This is a genomic window from Curtobacterium sp. MCLR17_034 (assembly GCF_003234485.1).
GTDB lineage: Bacteria > Actinomycetota > Actinomycetes > Actinomycetales > Microbacteriaceae > Curtobacterium > Curtobacterium flaccumfaciens.
Map to the genome: position 1 here is coordinate 371568 of NZ_QKTH01000002.1, position 17255 is coordinate 388822.

Consider the following 17255-nt stretch of genomic DNA (forward strand, 5'->3'; position numbering starts at 1 on the left):
GACGTAAACTCAGCAGGTGTCGGAACACATCCATCGACTGGTCGGCCGCAACGCCGAGGCGCGGCTGATCGCGAACGCGTTCGACAAGGCGCGTGCCGGTCTGGGCAGCGCGGTCCTCATCGAGGGGGAGCCCGGCATCGGAAAGACTGCGCTCCTGGCGGACACGGCCGCGGTCACCGGAGACCATGCACGCTTCGTCCTGCGGGCGCGAGGTGTCCGGAGCGCGACCGACGTGGCGTTCGGGGCGCTGCACGAGCTGCTCAACCCCCTCACGGCGTACATCGACGCGCTGCCGGAACGACAGGCGTCCGCCCTCGACGTCGCCTTCGGTCGGCGGACCGGCCCAACGCCGGACCGCCTCGTGCTCGGCGTCGCCGTCCTCGGACTCCTGGAGGAAGCGTGCACGCAAGGCACGGTGGTGCTCCTCCTCGACGACCTGCACTGGATGGACCGGACGTCGGTCCACGCGCTGCTGTTCGCAGCCCCACGGCTGGTGGCTCTCCGCGTTCTGCTCGTCGCCACCTCCAGGACAGGTGGGCAGGTGTCCGATCCGGCAGACGCGTTCCCGACCGTGGTCCGTCTGGGACCGCTCGACGACGTCGCCGCTGCGCAGCTGCTTTCGGACGTGGCCGGGCACCTGCCGGACCGGGAACGTTCGCGGGTCCGACGGGAGTCCTACGGCAACCCCCTGGCCCTGCTCGAGTTCTCCGGCGCCGACGCAGGTGCGACTCGATCACGGACCACCGACCGGATGTCCGCACGTCTCGAGAGGAGCTTCCTCGACGGCGTCCGCCTCCTCCCGCAGGACGCTCAGGAGGCGCTGCTCCTCGTCGCAGCAGGAGAAGGCGCCACGGTCCGGGAACTCGAGGAAGCCGTGGCGGCGGCAGGCCTCGGTGCCGCGGACCTGGCGACTCTGGAACGAGAGGGCTTCGTCCGGCGTGACGGGGACCGCATCGTCCCGCGACACCCCTTGGTCGCCTCGGCACACTACGACGCGGCGGATCCCCTCCGACGCCGCGCTGCCCACGACGTCCTCGCCACCGCGGTCCGTGCCCCGGACCGTCGCGCTCTCCACCGCGCCGCAGCGACCGTCGGCCTCGACGAATCCGTCGCCGCGGACCTCGACCGCGTCGCGGAGACTGCCCTCCGGCATGGTGCGCCGGCAGAAGCCGCGACCGCGTGGCAACGCGCCGCGGACCTCTCGCCTGACCCCACGCACCAGGCAAACCGACTCGTGGAGGCCGCGGAGGCGGCCCGGCGTGCGGGCGCCTCCGATGACGCGTCCGTGCTCCTGCGCCGCGCGGAGCCGCTCGCGGAGCTCTCAGATGCCCGGACGCAACACCGCTTCGCGCGGGCCGAGTGGATGCTGAGCATGACCGCGGACCACCGAGGTCGGGGGGCCGCCGAACTGGTGGCCTTCGCCGGCACCCGGTCCGAGGCCAGCGAGCGTGCCGAGGTCCTGTTGTGGGCAGCCGCCAAGTGCTACATCCACCAGGAGCCGGACGGTGTCCGGGAGCTGGTCGCCTCGACCGTCGAACGCGCTGCTCAGGAGCACGAGGACCGGGACACCGCGGTCCTCGCCGACGTCACCCTGGCGCTCGTGCGCACCGGGCGTTCCCTGGACGACGCGACCGTCGACCGCTTCCTGGACCGCGCCCAGGCGACCGACGGCGTCATCATCAACTGTCTCGCTTTCGCTGCCGAGGAAGCCGGCGACATGGCGCTCTCGGACCGGTGCTGGACAGCAGGCGCCCGCCTGTTCCACGACGCCGAGCGGACGAGCGACGAGGCCACCGCGCTCTGCGGCCGGGCGAGCCCGCGGATCACAGCGGGACACCTGAGGGACGGATTAGCCGATGCCGACCGATCGGCACGGCTGAGCGAGGAGTTGGAGCTTCCCGTGGTCACCGGGATGGCGCTCGCCGAGGCAGCTCGAGCTCTCGCCCGAGCGGGCGACCGCAAGGCGGCTCACGCGCGCCTGGACGCATTGACGCGCATCCCCGTCGCGCAGGGGTTCGCTCGCATCGTCGCCACTGCGGCGTGGGCAGCGGCGCTGATCGCTGCGGACGAGGGGCGCCACGACGACGCACTCGCGCACCTCGCCCGGACCTCCGTCAACCGGCCGGTCGCGATGTGGTCCGGAGCGGACCTCGTCGAGGCAGCGATCCGCAGCGGGGACGCATCACCGGTGCTCGAGTGGCTCGACGAGGCGGAACAGGTCGCGGAGGTCACCGGTTCCTCGCACCTGCGGCTGCTCGTGGCGCGCTCCAGGGGATTGCTGGTGGTCGACGAAGCCGAGGCGCTCGAGCACCTCTCGTCAGCGGTCGAGCTCGGATCACCGAGCACGATGCCGTTCGACCTGGCCGTGGCACGGCTCCACCTGGGCGAACGGCTCCGACGCATCCGGCGGATCGTCGACGCACGTGAGCAGCTCGCGCAGGCAGTCCGGCTGTTCGACGGTGTCGGCGCCCGCTCATGGGCAGCACGCGCGCGCACCGAGCTCCGCGCGGCCGGTGGGGTCGCGGATCGCGATGTGGCGCGAGAGACGGCGGACGACCTGCTCACGCCACAGGAACTCCTCGTCTCCCGCATGGCCTCGACCGGCCGGACCAACAAGCAGATCGCCGACGAGGTGTACCTGTCCCACCGGACGGTCGCCGCCCATCTGTCCCGCGCGTTCACGAAACTCGGGATCAGCCGCCGCTCCCAGCTCGTCGGCGTCCTCGCACCCGCGGACGCACCGAACTGAGTCCCGTGCCCGGTCACCGCCGGGTCACGCGACGGCGGCGGCGGGGCTCGGCGCCGCCGCCGAGCGCCTCCGGGCGTGCTGCAGGAGTCGGGCGCCCGCGCTGCCGGCCTTCGCGGTCAGCGTGACGAGCGACTGCCCGCTGGGACCCGGCACGGCGAGTGAGTGGCACACGAAGTCGACGGGACCGATTGTGCCGACCCGGATCTGCGCGGGCCAGACGACCTGTCGCTCGACGTCGTGGCGGGCCCACAGGGTGCGGAACGTGTCGTCGCGGATCGCGAGCGTGCCGACGACCTCCTGGTAGCGCGTGCTCCTCGGGTCGCCGTGGAAGCGCAGGTTGGCGACCGCGCGGCGGGCGTCGTCTGCCCAGGCGACGGCATCCGCGCGCCCGTGCGACGAGAAGAGCTCCAACAGGACGTTGCTCCCGGGCTGGAGCCGGGGGCGGACCAGCCGTGCGAGCGGGTTCGCTGCGAGGACGTCCTGGTCGGCGCTGATGACGAGCGCCGGCAGGTCCGTCAGCCCGTCGACCAGATCCGTCAGCCCGTCGACCACCGCGGCCTTCGCGGGCACGGCGTACGGGGCGTCCTGCTCGTCGAACTCCGCGAGTCGGTGCATGTGCTCGACGGCCACGGGGTCGAGCAGGAGGGCCCGTCCGATCGCGGCGAGCACCTGGTGGGACGGTCGGCGGTCGCGCCCCTGTTCGAGGCGGAGGTAGTACTCCTGGCTGATGCCCGCGAGCTGCGCGACCTCGTTGCGACGGAGCCCCGGTACCCGTCGGGTCCGGGAGGAGATGATGGCGACGTCGGTGGGCCGGACGAGCGCGCGGCGGGCCCGGAGGTAGTCGCCGAGGTGTGCAGACGGAGCGGTCACGGTACCTCCCGGGTCGGAGCAGGCCGTCCCGGGAACGTGCCGGGATCGTGTCTCCACGATGGCGTCCCCACGACGTCCGCAGCATCCGTCGAATGACCACATCCCTGCCCCATCGGATGGTGTCCCCGCCGGGGACATGTTCCCCGTGCGGGCTCGCCCGTACGCTCCGGAAGGTGAGCACGGACGACGAGGTCGACTTCCGGCGGGCACTGCTCGGCAGACTGGTCCTGCCCTGGCGGACCGTCCCGGCAGCCGTCTACGACCGGCACCTGACCGTCCGTGTCGCAAACCCTCTGGTGCACGCCGTCCACCCGTCGTTCCGCCCCGGCGCCAACCTGGCACGTGCGGCCTTCCTGCAACCCGACGGTGCCCCGCTGTTCCGGGCCGCGCCGGGTCCAGCCGACGCGACACCGGTCGGGACCAGGCTCGCAACGGAGCTCCGACGGCTGCTCGACGAGCACGAGGAGGACCAGGGCTTCGTCGAGCTGGTCGGTGAGCTCGCCGCACGCAGCGCCGACTTCGCCCGGCTCTGGGCCGAGCCGGGCGACGCCGGACCGAACGGCGTCGTCGGCTTCGACAACCCCCTGGTCGGTCACCTCGTGCTCGCGTACCACCGCTTCGCCGTGCCCGGTCCGGACGGTGACACCCTGCTGCTGTGGCGCGGTGCGGACGAGGAGTCGGCGGGGCGTCTCGGGCACCTCGCCGACTCGCTGCCCGACTGAGGTGACCGTCGTCAGCGCGCGACCACGACCTTGCCGATGGCCGTCCCGTCGGCGACCTGGCGGTGCGCCTCGCGCAGGCCTGCGGCGTCGAACCCCTGCACGAGCGAGGTCACGGTGGATCGCACGCGGCCGGCGTCGACGAGGTCCGCGAGCGCGTCGAGCAGGCGACCCTGCTCGGCCATGTCCGGCGTGCCGAACGACGACCGGGTGAACATGAGCTCCCAGTGCCAGGCGATGGACTTCCGCTTGAGCGGGTACAGGTCGAGGCCGCGCGGGTCGTCGATCGCGGTGATCTCACCGAACGGCTGCACCAGGTCCGCGAAGGCCTGCACGTTCCCGGCCGAGTGCGCGGTGAAGACGTACTGCACACCCTCGGGCGCCACCGCCCGGACGTTCCGCACCAGGTCCCGGTGGTCGACCACGTGGTCCGCGCCCATGGAGGTCACCCACTCGCGGCTTTCAGGACGTCCGGCCGTGCCGACCACCGTCAGTCCGGTGCGCGCCTTCGCCAGCTGCACGAGCACCGAGCCGACTCCTCCGGGGGCTCCGACGACGAGCAGCGTGCCGGTGCTCTGCTCCGTCAGACGGAACCGCTCGAACAGCGTCTCCCATGCCGTGATGCCGGTGAGCGGAAGTGCCGCGGCCTCGGCGTGGTCGAGCGAAGCGGGTCGGCGCCCGACGATCCGCGCGTCGACGACGTGGAGTTCGGCGTTGGTCCCGGGGCGGTCGAGTGCTCCGGCGTACCAGACGGCATCGCCGACGGCGAAGCGGGTCACCGCGGGGCCGACCGCCTCTACGACACCGGAGGCGTCCCAGCCGAGCTGCTTCGTGCCCGAGCGGAGGCCGTGGCGGCTCTTCGTGTCGACCGGGTTGACGGACACGGCCTCGACGCGGACGAGGAGGTCGTGCGGACGCAGCGGGGCGAGCGGCACCTCGCGGGTGACGAACGCATCGTCGTCGCGGACGGACCTGCCCGCCTGCGCGAGGAACGCGCGGGTCGTGGTCGGTGCGGTCCGGTGACTCCGGTTGCTCGGGTCGGTGACGGTCATGGGTTCCTCCGTTGGTACGCGGTCGACAGGTGCTCTCCGTGGAGGCGCGGATCGCCTCCACGACGCACGGTAGGACCTCGCACCGCCGGGCAGCGTGGCTCCGTCGGGGACATCCTCGGTTGTGCATGACCCTGGAGGGGATGCTCCTCGCGGGGACACGTGCCGGGGTGGGAACGGCCCGTAGCGTCAGGATCGTCGCCGTCCGGCGGCCACGACCGAGGAGAACCGATGAGGATCCTGCACCCGCCCGTCCCCGCCACGTCGCACGTCGGTGTCGACGTCGCCCCGCCAGTGCTCCAGACGCTCCTGCTGCCCGTCGTCGCCACGGCTTCGAGCCACTTCGGTGGCCACTCGTGACAACGATGCGCACGGTGCTCGAGGTACTCCGGGCGGACCCGGACCAGTGGCGACGGCGCGGTCTCCGATCGCCTCGGGAGATCGCGGTCATGGCGATGGAGCGCTCGCTGCCCGAAGATCCGGCATACGGTGACTTCTTCGTGCCGTCGCGGTGAGACGCCGACGACGAACGGCCCGGTTCCCTCAGGGGACCGGGCCGTTCGTCTCGTCGGTCGGGTCAGGCTGCGCGGTCGAGCGCCGCCACGTCCACCGGGGAGAGCCGGACCGCGGCGGCGGCGACGTTCTCCTCGAGGTGTGCCGGGCTCGACGTTCCCGGGATGGGCAGCAGGTTCGACGAATGCTGCAGCAGCCACCCGAGCGCGATCTGTGACGGTGAGACACCAGCGCGCGATGCCATCGCCCCGAGTGCACCGGCTCCCCGTGTCAGCCCTCCGGTGGCGAGCGGGAACCACGGGATGAAGCCGATGCCGAGCTCCGCCGTCACGCGCACGAGATCCTCGGACGAACGCTCGACCAGGTTGTAGAGGTTCTGCACGGTCGCGATCGGCACGATCCGCTGTGCCGCACGGAGTTCCGGTACGCTCACCTCGCTGAGCCCGACGTGCCGGATGAGCCCTTCGTCGCGCAGGGACGCCAGCGCGCCGAGCTGTTCGCCGAGCGGTACCCGCTGGTCGATGCGGTGCAGCTGGTACAGGTCGATGCGCTCGAGTCGGAGCCGGCGGAGGCTGCCCTGCACGGCAGCGCGCAGGTGCTCGGGCCGTCCGTCGACGATCCACTCGCCCCGCCGCCCGCGGACGAAGCCGCCCTTCGTGGCGATCACGACGTCGTCACGGTACGGAGCCAGGGCCTGCCCGATCAGCTCCTCGGCGACCTCAGGTCCGTAGGCGTCCGCCGTGTCGATGAGGGTCACGCCGAGGTCGACGGCGCGACGGAGGACGGCTCTGGCGCCCTCCGGGTCGCGTGCGGGTCCGAAGGCGTTCCGTCCGGGCAACTGCATGGAGCCGAAGCCGAGGCGCGCGACGGGGAGGTCGCCGCCGATGAGGAAGGTGCCCGCGTCAGCGGCGGTGTGGAGTCGTGCATCGATGTCGGTCATGGTGATCCTGTTCGTCAGCTGGTGCGGAGGAGAGGGTGAAGAGAGAGGAGCTGCTCAGACGGCGGGCACGATCGTGCGCTCCCGACGAGCGCGAGCCGTCAGGCCCACGGCGGCGACCCCTGCGGCGACGGCGACGAGTGCCGCGTACGCCGCTCCGACGGGCGCGAGCCCGAGGCCGTCCGTGAGGAAGCCCGCGACGAGCACCGGGGCGCCGTAGGCCGCGTACGCGACCAGGTACACGGCCGCGAACAGGCCGCCGCGGGTCGCGTTGTCCGCGAGCGGGCCGAGGATCCGCAACGAGGAACCGAATGCGGCTCCCTGACCGGCGCCGCCGATGACCGCCGCGACGACGAGCAGGGGGAGGTCCGCCGTGAGGACGGCGACGCCCGCGCCGACCGCGCCGACGAACAGCAGGCCGGCACCGATCGCCGTTCCGCGCCGGTCTGCGACGCGGGCGAACAGCATGCCGGCGATCGCCGCGGCGGCGGGTTGCAGGGCGATCACGACCGCGCTCGCCGCGCCGCTGCCGAGTGCGAAGACGCCGTCGTCGAGTCGCGGCCCGAGCCCGAGGAACAGCCCGGAGAACATCCAGCCGGCCGCCGTCAGGGGAGCGAGCACGACGAACCACGCCCGGGCACGAGTGGGGACGGTGAGCACCGGTCGGAGCGATGCGAGTGCTCCGGCGTGCCGGTCGGCCGTCTCGTCGGCGGCGAGCACCGCGGCGATGCCGACGAGCAGCACGACCCCGAGTGTCAGGAACACGGCGGAGGTCGGGTCGGGCGCGACCTGCGCGGCGATGCCGCCGCCGAAGGCGCCGAGGGCGAGACCCCCGACCGGCGCGGCGCTGGTGAGCACCGTCATCGTGCGCCGGTGTCGTTCACTCGACAGTTCGATGATCGCCGCGGTGAACGTGCTCGTCGCCGCCCCGGTCGCGACACCCTGGACGGCGCGGGCGGCGATCACCCACGCGATGCCGTCGGCGACGAGGAACAGCGCGCTCGCGAGCAGCATGAGCGCGAGGGCAGCGATGAGGACGGGCCGTCGGCCGATGTGGTCGGACAGGCGCCCGGCGACCAGGAGCGTGCCGAGGAGCGTCACCGCGTAGACCGTGAACGCCGAGGTGAGCTGCCAGTCGGGGAAGCCCCACGCCGCCTGGTAGACGACGAAGAGCGGACTCCCGGCACCCGCGCCGAACGCGACGGCGACCGAGGCGAAGACGACGCCGATCAGCGCGGCCCGGCGGTAGCCCGCGGATGAGCGCCGCGGTCCAGCTTGCTCCGACCGGCGTAGCAGGCCGAGCGACCGGGTGGCGATGCTGCCGACGACGAGGGTGGCGACGCCGACGACGAGCCAGGAGAGCACGGTCCCGGTGGTGCCGAGGTCCGAGAGCGCGAGCAGGCGGATGCCGTACGTCGCGCTCGCCGCGGTGGTGAACGTCATCGCCCAGAACCCGATCGCGAACCCGCTCGTGACGTACCGACGCAGGAGGAAGACGTGCGGAAGCAGGAAGGCGACCATCGTCCCGGCGAGCGCGGTGTGCACGACGGATGCCGTGCCTCCTGTCATCGTCCACCAGGCGTTCCCGGCGACCGCGGGTGGTGCGGACAGGATGGCGAGGGTCGGCAGGAGCCCGACCGGCACGGCCGGGCCGGTCGCGAAGCGCGCGACGAGGACGGCCCCGATCAGGAGCCAGAACAGCACGCCGGCGGCGAAGTACCCCGTCGCCAGCTCCGGGTGCCCGATCGTGGCGAGTGCCTGCGCGCTCAGCAACGACGCAGCCACGGTGGGCAGCAGGTAGCCGCCGTGCACGGCGACCGCGTCGCGCGGAACCGTGAGGAGCGTCGTCACGAACCAGGCGCCGAAGGCCGTCGTCAGCACGAGCATGACCCAGACGCCCGTCGCACCCGCGACGGGGAGCCACGTGGCGAGGTGCGCGGCGAGGAGGGACCCGACGGCCGGTACAAGCGCGGCGAACGGTCCGAGGACGGGGTGCCGGAGGTCGCTCAGGACCGCTCGGACACCGCCGGGGCGGCGCAGGTACCGCACGATGGTGACCACCCAGGCGACCGCTGCGGCCGCCCAGAGCGCCTCGCCGACGGCGGGTGGTGCCCCGAGCTCGATCCCGGCGGCGGTCCACGTGCCGGCGATGCCGGCCGTGCCGAACGCTATGCCGAACGTGTTGAGGGGAAGGCGCGGTCGCGGCTGCAGCGTGTTGGTCATTCTGAACTCCTATGAGCGGGCGCGGAAGTAACCGTCATGGGTGGGTCGGCATTCCGGGTGCGGACGGACGGGAGGCGCGGTGCGGTCCCGCACCGCGCCTCCCGTCCGACGATCGGTGCGTCAGGCCTTGATCCAGGCGAGGACGTCCTGCTGGAGCACCTTGCGGTAGTCGCCGTGGATGCCGTGCGGAGCGCCGGGGTAGGTCTTGAGGGTGCCGTCGGCGACGAGCTCGATCGACTTGCGTGCAGCGTCGTCGATCGGGACGATCTGGTCGTCCTCGCCGTGGGCGATGAGGATCGGGACCGTGAGCGCCTTGAGGTCCTCGGTCTGGTCGGTCTCGGAGAACGCCTTGACGCAGTCGTACGCGGCGGCGAGGTTCACGTTCTGGCCCTGCCGCCAGAAGTCGAGCTTCGCGCCGTAGGAGACGTCGCGGCCGTGGTTCGCCCCGAAGAACGACTCGGACAGGTCGAGCCAGAACTGCGATGCGTCCTCGAGGACGCCGGAGCGGATGCCGTCGAAGACGTCGATCGGGGTGCCGTCCGGGTTGCTGTCCGACTTCACCATGATCGGCGGGATCGCACCGGCCGTGATGACCTTCGCGACCCGGCCGTTCGCATACTGCGCGGCGTAACGAACGACCTCGCCGCCGCCGGTGGAGTGGCCCATGACGATCACGTCGTGGAGGTCCAGGTGCTCGATGAGGGCGGCGAGGTCCTTGGCGTACTGGTCGATGGTGTGGCCAACGGCCGTCTTCTCCGAACGGCCGTGTCCGCGGCGGTCGTGCGCGATCGTGCGGTAGCCGTTCTCGCTGAAGAACTTCAGCTCCGGCTGCCACGCGTCCGAGCTGAGCGGCCAGCCGTGCGCGAAGACGATGGGCTGCCCCTCGCCCTGCTCGGTGTAGTACATCTCGAGGCCGTCGGGCGTGGTGAACGTGGGCATGGTTGTCTCCTTGCGTCGTGGTCTGAAGCCGAACGATCGTCGTCGGCGATGGCGACGCTACGAGCGCCGCGTCGCGGGGGCGTGTCCCCGTGGGGACCACCCACACCGCGCTCCGTCACCACGCGGGTGACCCGGGCAGGGGCACGCAACCCGTCGAGGACGATCCCTAGCGTCGGTGCCGTCCACCGAACGGAAGGAACCGGACATGACCGACATCACGATCACCCAGGCGCACGCCGCCATCACCGCAGCCGAGGAGAAGGCCGAGGAACTCGGCGTCCCCTCGACCATCACCGTGCTCGACAGGGGCGCGCGGCTCGTCGCCGTCGCCCGACAGGACGGTGCGCCGCTGGTGTCCGTCGACGCCAGTGCCGCGAAGGCCCGGACCGCGGTGTCGTTCGGGGCCGCATCCGGCGACCTGTCCGGTGCCGTCCAGCCGGGAGCGCCGTTGTACTCGCTCGGGGCAGCGAGCCAGGAGCCACTCACGTTCGTTGCCGGCGGTGTACCTGTGCGGGACGCCGACGGGCGCGTCATCGGGGGGATCGGATCGAGTGGTGGATCGCCCGACCAGGACCTCGAGATCGCGAATGCGGCGGTTGCAGCGCTCTGACCCCCTCCGTTCCCGCCCGTGCTGCCTGGCCCGGGCGGGGACACGCGCGTCGGTTGCGGACCGCCCTAGCGTCACCGCATGTCCTCACAGAAATCGACGTGCACCGTCGAACACCGAGCTGACCCGCGGCGTACCGACCGTCCGGGATCAGCGCACGAACGACGCGTCGCCGTCCGGCTGGCGTTCCTCGGTCGGCGACGGGGCGACGTCCACCGGGTCGGTGAGGATCCGCGTGAGTGCGATCGAGGCCAGGGTCGGCGTGGACGACCTGACCGGGACGGTGGATCCGGAGCGGTGGATACGCATGCGAGCAGGCTACGAAGCCGTCGGCGCCCGATGCGTGCCTGCGGCACGGACACCCACGGGCGGACCCGATGAGCGTCGAGGTGACCCTGGGGTGGGTCGTCGTGTTCCTCGTGGTCACCGTCGCGGTGAGCGCGGCGGCACGACGCGTCGGGTGGTCGGCACCCCTCGCGCTCGTCCTCATCGGGGTGGCCGTCTCGTACGTGCCCGGCGTTCCCCGCGTGGACGTCGAACCGGACTTCGTGCTGTCGGTCCTCCTCCCACCGCTGCTGTTCGCCGCGGCGCTGCAGACATCCCTGGCCGACGTCCGCGCGCGGCGTGAACCGCTCCTGCTGCTGTCGGTCGGCCTGGTGGCCTTCACGACGGTGGTCGTCGGCCTCGCCACCTGGGCGGTCGTGCCGACCCTCACCCTCGCCGCCGCGTTCGCCTTCGGTGCGGTCGTCGCTCCGACGGACGCCGTGGCGGTGACCGCGGTGACCCGCCGGGCGCCGCTCCCACGACTGCTGGCATCGATCCTGGACGGGGAGAGCCTGCTCAACGACGCCACCGCGCTCGTCGCGCTCAACACCGCGGTCGTCGCGATCGTCGCGGTCTTCGACCCCGTCCGTGCTGCGGGCGAGTTCGTGCTGGCGGTGGTCGGCGGCGTGGGCGTCGGACTCCTGGTCGCGTTCGTCATGGGAGCCGTGCGGCGACGGATCTCGGTCGCCGTCCTCGACACGAGCCTGTCGCTCGTCACGCCCTACGTCGCCTTCCTGCTCGCGCACGGCATCGGTGCATCGGGCCCGCTCGCGGTGGTGGTCGCCGGGCTGTTCCTCGGCTTCCGCGCTCCGGTGCTGCAGTCGGCGGAGGCCCGCCTCGCTGAGTCGCTGAACTGGCGCACCATCCAGTTCCTGCTCGAGAACGCGGTCTTCCTCCTCATCGGGCTCAGCCTCCCGGCGATCCTCCGCGGCGCGTTGTCGTCCGGCATCGGGGTCGCCCGCGCGGCCGTGGTCATCGGGGTGGTGGTCGTGGTCCTCGTGGCCGCGCGTCTCGGGTGGAGCCTCGCCGTGACGGCCGTCTACCGGTGGGGACCGAGGCGACTCCGGAGACGGAGCTGGCAGTGGCGTCTCGACCTGCCGGTGACCGTCGCCGGCGTCCGCGGGGTCGTCACGCTGGCCGCCGTGTTCCTGCTGCCCGAGCAGACCCCGCACAGGGCTTTCCTGCAGTTCCTCGCCTTCGTCGTGGTCCTGGCGACGCTCCTCATCGGGCTGACGCTGCCCTGGGTCATCCGGAAGGTGGCGCTGCCGCCGCCCGACCTCGACCAGGAGCGGATGGAGACGCAACTCCTGCTCGCCGAGGCACGGGCCGAGAGCCTCCGACTGGTCGAGGAGCTCGAGGACGGTGCGTACGACGACCGCGTCGTGGAGCGCGTCCGCGTCGACGCCGCACTGCTCGGCGAGACGCTCGTGGGCGACGACGGGGTACGGGCCGACCGGTCGGCCGCGTACGGAGAGCTCCGGATGCTCGCCATCGCCGAGGAACGCCGAGCCGTCCTCCGGGCCCGGCGCGAGGGGCGCTACCCCGAGGCCGCGGTACGTGCCGTGCTGACCGTCCTCGACATCGAGGAAGCCGCCGTCCGCGCCACCGTCACCGGGCGGACCGACTGAGGACGCAGGGAGGGTGTCCCGCTCAGGAGCATGTCCCCGACGGGAGCACGCTGCGAAGCCCGCCCCGCTCCTAGCGTCGACACCGCCGCCGACCGACGGGGTCGGCTGACCCGAGGGAGCACCGCAATGACCAGCACGGCCCCGACCACCGGCACCACGACCACCACCGCCCGGACGAGCCACGTGACGGCTGCGAACGGCACCAGCTACGCCTACCGCCGCTTCGGCTCGAGCGCGGACGGCGTCCCGCTCGTGTTCCTGATGCACTTCCGCGGCAACCTCGACAACTGGGATCCGGCCCTCGTCGACCCGATCGCCGCCGACCGCGAGGTGATCCTCGTCGACAATGCCGGTGTCGGTGGATCCACCGGCACCGTGCCGTCGACGGTCGCGCAGATGGCCGTCGACCTGCTGGCGTTCACCGACGCGCTCGGGATCCGACGGTTCGACGTGTTCGGGTTCTCGCTCGGGGGGTTCGTCGCACAGGACCTCGCCCTGCTCCGGCCCTGGGCGGTGCGCAACTTGGTGCTCGCCGGCACCGGCCCCGCGGGCGCACCGACGATGCACGGTTGGCGTGAGGACATCGAGCGCGAGTCGCGCCAGGACGTGCCGTCGGCGGAGAACCTCCTCTACATCTTCTTCGCGCACACGGAGACGAGCCGGACGCTCGGCATCGAGTTCCTCCGCCGGCTCGGTGGTCGTACCGAGGACCGGGACGAGCCGACGACCGCGGCCGTCCGCGACGCGCAGTACGACGCCGTGCTGGCCTGGGGTGTGCCGGACATGTCGAAGCTCGAACGTCTGACCGCGATCCGCCAGCCGACGCTGGTCCTGCAGGGCGACGACGACCTGATGATCCGCACCCCCGGTAGTCACACGCTCGCCGGGCTGATCCCGGATGCGCGCCTGCACGTGTTCCCGGACGCGGCGCACGCGTCGATCTTCCAGTACCCCGCCGAGGCGGCAGCTCTCGTCACCGACTTCCTGACCGCGGCGACCGCCGCCTGAACCCCGGAGCCATCATGACCACCACCACGACCCTGCTCGACCGCATCATCGACGCCCACGGTGGCGCACGCTGGGCGGACGTCTCGACCATCTCCGCGAACCGGCACTTCGGTGGCGCCTTCTGGGGCCTCAAGCAGGTGCCCGGCATCGCCGAGGAAGGCCGCTTCACGGTCGACCTCCGCGAGCAGCGCGCTTCGCTCGAGCACTTCGGTGCCGCCGACCTCCGGACCGAGTTCACGGCCGACCGTGTGGCCGTCGTCCGCGCGACCGACCACGGCGACGAGCTCGTCGAAGAACTCGTCGAGCCGCGGGCGTCGTTCGCCGGCCACGTGCTGGAGACCCCGTGGACGTCCCTGCAGCTGGCGTACTTCACGGGCTACGCCATGTGGACCTACAACACCGAACCCTGGTCGTTCACGTTCCCCGGCGTGCAGGTCGAGGAAGCCGGCCCGTGGACGGAGCCGGGCGGTCAGACCTGGGACCGCCTCCGTGTGACCTACCCCAACTCCATCGCGACGCACACCCCGACGCAGACGCTCTACGCCGACGCCGACGGTGTGCTCCGTCGACGGGACTACGAGGTCGACATCGCCGGTGCCTCCCCGAGCGTCGAGTACATGACCGGACAGACCTGGGTGGACGGTCTGCTGCTCGCCACCGAGCGCAACATCTTCGTCCGCGACGGCGACGGGCACGCGCTGCCGGAGCCGCTCATCGTCTCCATCCGCATTGACGACATCCTCGTCTCCTGACGATGCGCATCGCCATCGCCGGCGCGCACGGCAAGGTCGCGCGTCTCCTCAGCGAGCGGCTTCGTTCCGACGGCCACACCGTCATCGGACTGATCCGGCGGGCCGAACACCTCAAGGAGCTCGCGCTCCCCGGGGTGGTCCCCGTCCTGCTGGACCTCGAGTCCGCGTCGCTCGACGACGTCGCCGAAGTGCTCCGCGGGGCGGACGCGGCGGTGTTCGCCGCCGGGTCGGGGGAAGCGAGCACGGTTGCACGGTCGCTCTCGATGGACCGGGACGGCGCGATCCTCTTCGCGCAGGCCGCGGTTCGGGCGGGCGTCCGACGCTTCGTGATGCTCTCCGGCGCGGGAGCCGACGAGTACGAGCGCGGCTCCACGGACCCGTTCCAGGTGTACCTGCGGGCGAAGTCCGACGCGGACGCCGCCGTCCGCACCCTCGACCTCGACTGGGTGATCCTCCGACCGGACGCACTCCACGACGGACCCGGATCACGGTCGTTCGCAGCGGGGCAGCACGTGACGCGGACGGGGATCGCCCGAGCGGACGTCGCTGCCGCGCTGCAGGACGTCGCGGTCGGCCCCGACCCCGGGCGGCTGCAGCTCGAGATCACGACCGGGCACCAGCCGCTCCGCACGGCGTTGGCGCAGGCGATGGTGCCGGAACAGTGACACCGCGAGCAGACGAACAGGACGAACGGGAAGGACGGACATGACGAACATCGACGGAGCAGTGGTCCTGGTGACCGGAGCGAACGGCGGACTCGGACAGGAGTTCGTGCTCCAGCTGCGCGAGCGTGGCGCCACACGCGTGTACGCGGCGGCGAGGAGCCCACGGACGTGGGACGACGGGGGCGTCGTGCCGATCCGGCTCGACGTGACCGACGCCGCATCCGTACGGGAGGCCGCCGCCAGCGCCGACGACGTGACGGTCGTGATCAACAACGCGGGTGTGCTGCGCAGCGGCTCCCTCGTGGACGGTGAGCTCGACGACGTCCGTGCGCAGATGGAGACGAACTTCTTCGGCCCCCTGCAGGTCACGCGGGCGTTCGCACCGGCGCTCCGCCGCTCGCACGGTGCGGTCGTCAACGTCGCATCGGCGCTCAGCTGGTTCGCGATCGGCAACGGGTACAGCGCGTCGAAGGCCGCCCTGTGGTCGGCGACCGACTCCCTCCGGCTGGAGTTCGCGGCGGACGGCGTACAGGTGCTCGGCGCCTACCTGGCGTTCACCGACACCCCGATGACGCCCGGGGACATGCCGAAGAACGACCCGGCGGACGTGGTGGCTGCCGTCCTGGACGGGCTGGAGGCCGGGGCACACGAGGTCCTCGCCGACGAGCTCACACGCGCTGCCCGAGCCGGTCTCTCCGCGCCGGTGCACGAGCGCTACGACGCGCTGCAGGAGGCGCACAGGCGCTGACAGCGTGCGGACGCGCAAGACGCCCCCTGCCACGGCGCGAGCCGCAGCAGGGGGCGTTCGTCGTGCTCAGACCTCGACGGGCTCCAACGGCCGGAGCGCGATCGGGCCGGCCAGCCGGCCCTCGAGCGCTGCGCTCAGCGCAGCGAAGGCCGGCCCGGCGGCGTGCGCGTCCAGCGCCGCCTGGTCGCGCCAACGCTCGACCATGACGAACCCACCGGTCCGCGGGTCGCGGTGCAACTCGTAGCGCTCGCAGCCGTCGTCCTCGGAGCGGACCCGAGTGACGGCGGTGAGGAGCGCCTCCCGGACGGTAGCTGCGTCGCGCGGCGACGGTTCGATCTCCGCGATGATGACGATGCTCATGGTGACCCCTTGCTCAGACGAAACGCTGACCACCGTCGAGGTGGACGGTGGTCGCGGTCAGGAACGGATTGGTGAGGGCGAAGACGACCGCGTCGGCGACGTCCTCCGGGGTCCCCACGCGACGGGCGGGGTTCGAGCCGGCGACCTGCGCGAAGAACGCTGCCTTGTCGTCCATGCCGTCCCACGATCCGGAGTCGACGACACCGGGGGAGATCCCCACGACGCGGATCGGTGCCAGGTCCACGGCCAGTGCCGGGACGAGTGCGTCCACCGCACCGTTGGTCGTGGCCATCACCGCGAGTCCGGGCTGCGGCCGGGCGGACACGTACCCGGAGAACAGCACGAACGCGCCGGTGGGCGGCATGATCGGGGCGAGGTGCTTCGCCAGCACCAACGGGCCGACGACCTTCGCACGGAAGGCGTCCTCCACGTCGCTCTGTTCGAGTGCGCTGACCGGGCCGTTCGCGTGGTCGGCGGCGACGGTCACCACGTGGTCGACGGACCCGAGCGTCGCCCGGGCGGCGCGGATGCTGTCCTCGTCCCCCAGGTCGAGTCGGACGGCGGACGTACCGCGCCCGACGATCTCGGCGACCTGCTCGGCAGTGTCCTGCCGACGACTGGCGGCGACGACCCGGGCGCCGGCGACGGCAGCCGCGGATGCGACCGCCGTCCCGATGCCGGATCCCGCGCCCACGACCAGGACGGTCCTGCCCGCGAGGCCGGTGCTCATCAGCGTGCCGCGTCGATGCCGGCCTGCGCGATGACGGCGTCCTGGTCCGGCGTGCCGCCGCCGGAGCCGACGGCGCCGATCACAGCACCGGACTCGTCGGTGATCGGGAGGCCGCCGGCGACGAACGCGAGCGGCTCGTTGCTCGCGGCACCGAGCGTGTACAGCGGAGCGCCGGGCTGGATCGCCGCCGCGAGGTCGCCGGTGGCCGCGCCCCCGAAGTACACCGAGGTGCGTGCCTTCGCGAAGCTGGAGTCGATCGACACGAGCGGGGCACCGTCCTGGCGGACCGAGGCGACCATTCGGGCGCCGTCGTCGAGGACGGTGATGGACGACGGCACGCCGAGCTCGGCGGCCTTGGCGTCGGCCGCGGCGATGATGCGCTGCGCCTGGGTGAGGGTGATGGACATGGCTGTCTCCTTCTGTGGTGGTGGTGG

General features: G+C 72.1%; 18 protein-coding genes. 9 read left to right on the forward strand and 9 right to left on the reverse strand.

What is annotated here, in order from left to right:
- Positions 1-16 precede the first annotated feature (16 nt).
- Positions 17-2749 carry an AAA family ATPase gene (locus DEI98_RS04295; protein WP_111100021.1) on the forward strand — a complete coding sequence of 911 codons (2733 nt, stop codon included), beginning with the start codon at positions 17-19 and terminating at the stop codon, positions 2747-2749.
- 24 nt (positions 2750-2773) lie between these two features.
- Here DEI98_RS04295 and DEI98_RS04300 read toward each other — a convergent pair whose 3' ends face one another.
- Positions 2774-3619 (reverse strand): helix-turn-helix domain-containing protein, encoded by an 846-nt coding sequence (locus DEI98_RS04300; protein ID WP_181437927.1) that lies wholly within the window; start codon positions 3617-3619, stop codon positions 2774-2776.
- A 173-nt stretch (positions 3620-3792) separates the two neighbouring features.
- Here DEI98_RS04300 and DEI98_RS04305 point away from each other — a divergent pair, with 173 nt between their 5' ends.
- Positions 3793-4341 (forward strand): hypothetical protein, encoded by a 549-nt coding sequence (locus DEI98_RS04305; RefSeq protein WP_111100023.1) that lies wholly within the window; start codon positions 3793-3795, stop codon positions 4339-4341.
- 11 nt (positions 4342-4352) lie between these two features.
- Here DEI98_RS04305 and DEI98_RS04310 read toward each other — a convergent pair whose 3' ends face one another.
- Positions 4353-5390 (reverse strand): zinc-binding alcohol dehydrogenase family protein, encoded by a 1038-nt coding sequence (locus DEI98_RS04310; protein WP_111100024.1) that lies wholly within the window; start codon positions 5388-5390, stop codon positions 4353-4355.
- A 228-nt stretch (positions 5391-5618) separates the two neighbouring features.
- Here DEI98_RS04310 and DEI98_RS18875 point away from each other — a divergent pair, with 228 nt between their 5' ends.
- Entirely contained in the window at positions 5619-5747 is a 129-nt protein-coding gene (locus DEI98_RS18875; RefSeq protein WP_258367405.1) for a hypothetical protein, read from the forward strand.
- Positions 5748-5964: 217 nt separating this feature from the next.
- Here DEI98_RS18875 and DEI98_RS04315 read toward each other — a convergent pair whose 3' ends face one another.
- The 3 genes from DEI98_RS04315 to DEI98_RS04325 form a co-directional block, all read right to left on the reverse strand.
- Complete coding sequence (locus DEI98_RS04315; RefSeq protein ID WP_111100025.1) at positions 5965-6840, reverse strand: aldo/keto reductase; 876 nt, start codon at positions 6838-6840, stop codon at positions 5965-5967.
- Positions 6841-6894: 54 nt separating this feature from the next.
- The gene (locus DEI98_RS18830; RefSeq protein ID WP_220037061.1) at positions 6895-9060 is read right to left on the reverse strand and encodes an MFS transporter; all 2166 of its coding nucleotides are present in this window, start codon (positions 9058-9060) and stop codon (positions 6895-6897) included.
- A 120-nt stretch (positions 9061-9180) separates the two neighbouring features.
- Positions 9181-9999 (reverse strand): alpha/beta fold hydrolase, encoded by an 819-nt coding sequence (locus DEI98_RS04325; protein ID WP_111100026.1) that lies wholly within the window; start codon positions 9997-9999, stop codon positions 9181-9183.
- Positions 10000-10204: 205 nt separating this feature from the next.
- Between DEI98_RS04325 and DEI98_RS04330 the strand changes: the two genes are divergently transcribed.
- A complete protein-coding gene (locus DEI98_RS04330; RefSeq protein WP_111100066.1) occupies positions 10205-10609 on the forward strand; it encodes a heme-binding protein in 405 nt (134 codons plus the stop codon).
- A gap of 147 nt (positions 10610-10756) precedes the next feature.
- On the opposite strand, the gene DEI98_RS18525 is transcribed toward DEI98_RS04330, so the two are convergent.
- Positions 10757-10915 carry a hypothetical protein gene (locus DEI98_RS18525; RefSeq protein ID WP_181436164.1) on the reverse strand — a complete coding sequence of 53 codons (159 nt, stop codon included), beginning with the start codon at positions 10913-10915 and terminating at the stop codon, positions 10757-10759.
- 68 nt (positions 10916-10983) lie between these two features.
- Here DEI98_RS18525 and DEI98_RS04335 point away from each other — a divergent pair, with 68 nt between their 5' ends.
- The 5 genes from DEI98_RS04335 (at position 10984) to DEI98_RS04355 (ending at position 15731) form a co-directional block, all read left to right on the forward strand.
- Positions 10984-12558 carry a sodium:proton antiporter gene (locus DEI98_RS04335; protein ID WP_111100027.1) on the forward strand — a complete coding sequence of 525 codons (1575 nt, stop codon included), beginning with the start codon at positions 10984-10986 and terminating at the stop codon, positions 12556-12558.
- A gap of 126 nt (positions 12559-12684) precedes the next feature.
- Positions 12685-13566 (forward strand): alpha/beta fold hydrolase, encoded by an 882-nt coding sequence (locus tag DEI98_RS04340; RefSeq protein ID WP_111100028.1) that lies wholly within the window; start codon positions 12685-12687, stop codon positions 13564-13566.
- Between the two features lie 14 nt (positions 13567-13580).
- The gene (locus DEI98_RS04345) at positions 13581-14318 is read left to right on the forward strand and encodes a hypothetical protein (RefSeq protein WP_111100029.1); all 738 of its coding nucleotides are present in this window, start codon (positions 13581-13583) and stop codon (positions 14316-14318) included.
- Positions 14319-14320: 2 nt separating this feature from the next.
- On the forward strand, positions 14321-14983 hold the full coding sequence (locus DEI98_RS04350) for an NAD(P)H-binding protein (RefSeq protein WP_111100030.1): 663 nt from the start codon (positions 14321-14323) through the stop codon (positions 14981-14983).
- A 40-nt stretch (positions 14984-15023) separates the two neighbouring features.
- Entirely contained in the window at positions 15024-15731 is a 708-nt protein-coding gene (locus DEI98_RS04355; RefSeq protein ID WP_111100031.1) for an SDR family oxidoreductase, read from the forward strand.
- Between the two features lie 66 nt (positions 15732-15797).
- On the opposite strand, the gene DEI98_RS04360 is transcribed toward DEI98_RS04355, so the two are convergent.
- From DEI98_RS04360 to DEI98_RS04370, 3 genes are read right to left on the reverse strand one after another with little or no spacing between them, the layout of a single operon-like run.
- A complete protein-coding gene (locus DEI98_RS04360; RefSeq protein ID WP_111100032.1) occupies positions 15798-16091 on the reverse strand; it encodes a putative quinol monooxygenase in 294 nt (97 codons plus the stop codon).
- 13 nt (positions 16092-16104) lie between these two features.
- The gene (locus DEI98_RS04365; RefSeq protein ID WP_111100033.1) at positions 16105-16821 is read right to left on the reverse strand and encodes an SDR family oxidoreductase; all 717 of its coding nucleotides are present in this window, start codon (positions 16819-16821) and stop codon (positions 16105-16107) included.
- Entirely contained in the window at positions 16821-17228 is a 408-nt protein-coding gene (locus DEI98_RS04370) for a heme-binding protein (RefSeq protein WP_111100034.1), read from the reverse strand. Before DEI98_RS04370 ends, DEI98_RS04365 begins: the two co-directional genes overlap by 1 nt.
- Positions 17229-17255: the final 27 nt, after the last annotated feature.

What these genes read in the sequence shown, in the direction of transcription:
- DEI98_RS04310 (WP_111100024.1), bottom strand. Translation starts at nt 5,390, where the DNA reads ATGACCGTCACCGACCCGAGCAACCGGAGTCACCGGACCGCACCGACC.
- DEI98_RS18875 (WP_258367405.1), top strand. Translation starts at nt 5,619, where the DNA reads ATGAGGATCCTGCACCCGCCCGTCCCCGCCACGTCGCACGTCGGTGTC.
- DEI98_RS04315 (WP_111100025.1), bottom strand. Translation starts at nt 6,840, where the DNA reads ATGACCGACATCGATGCACGACTCCACACCGCCGCTGACGCGGGCACC.
- DEI98_RS18830 (WP_220037061.1), bottom strand. Translation starts at nt 9,060, where the DNA reads ATGACCAACACGCTGCAGCCGCGACCGCGCCTTCCCCTCAACACGTTC.
- DEI98_RS04325 (WP_111100026.1), bottom strand. Translation starts at nt 9,999, where the DNA reads ATGCCCACGTTCACCACGCCCGACGGCCTCGAGATGTACTACACCGAG.
- DEI98_RS04330 (WP_111100066.1), top strand. Translation starts at nt 10,205, where the DNA reads ATGACCGACATCACGATCACCCAGGCGCACGCCGCCATCACCGCAGCC.
- DEI98_RS18525 (WP_181436164.1), bottom strand. Translation starts at nt 10,915, where the DNA reads ATGCGTATCCACCGCTCCGGATCCACCGTCCCGGTCAGGTCGTCCACG.
- DEI98_RS04335 (WP_111100027.1), top strand. Translation starts at nt 10,984, where the DNA reads ATGAGCGTCGAGGTGACCCTGGGGTGGGTCGTCGTGTTCCTCGTGGTC.
- DEI98_RS04340 (WP_111100028.1), top strand. Translation starts at nt 12,685, where the DNA reads ATGACCAGCACGGCCCCGACCACCGGCACCACGACCACCACCGCCCGG.
- DEI98_RS04345 (WP_111100029.1), top strand. Translation starts at nt 13,581, where the DNA reads ATGACCACCACCACGACCCTGCTCGACCGCATCATCGACGCCCACGGT.
- DEI98_RS04350 (WP_111100030.1), top strand. Translation starts at nt 14,321, where the DNA reads ATGCGCATCGCCATCGCCGGCGCGCACGGCAAGGTCGCGCGTCTCCTC.
- DEI98_RS04355 (WP_111100031.1), top strand. Translation starts at nt 15,024, where the DNA reads ATGACGAACATCGACGGAGCAGTGGTCCTGGTGACCGGAGCGAACGGC.
- DEI98_RS04360 (WP_111100032.1), bottom strand. Translation starts at nt 16,091, where the DNA reads ATGAGCATCGTCATCATCGCGGAGATCGAACCGTCGCCGCGCGACGCA.
- DEI98_RS04365 (WP_111100033.1), bottom strand. Translation starts at nt 16,821, where the DNA reads ATGAGCACCGGCCTCGCGGGCAGGACCGTCCTGGTCGTGGGCGCGGGA.
- DEI98_RS04370 (WP_111100034.1), bottom strand. Translation starts at nt 17,228, where the DNA reads ATGTCCATCACCCTCACCCAGGCGCAGCGCATCATCGCCGCGGCCGAC.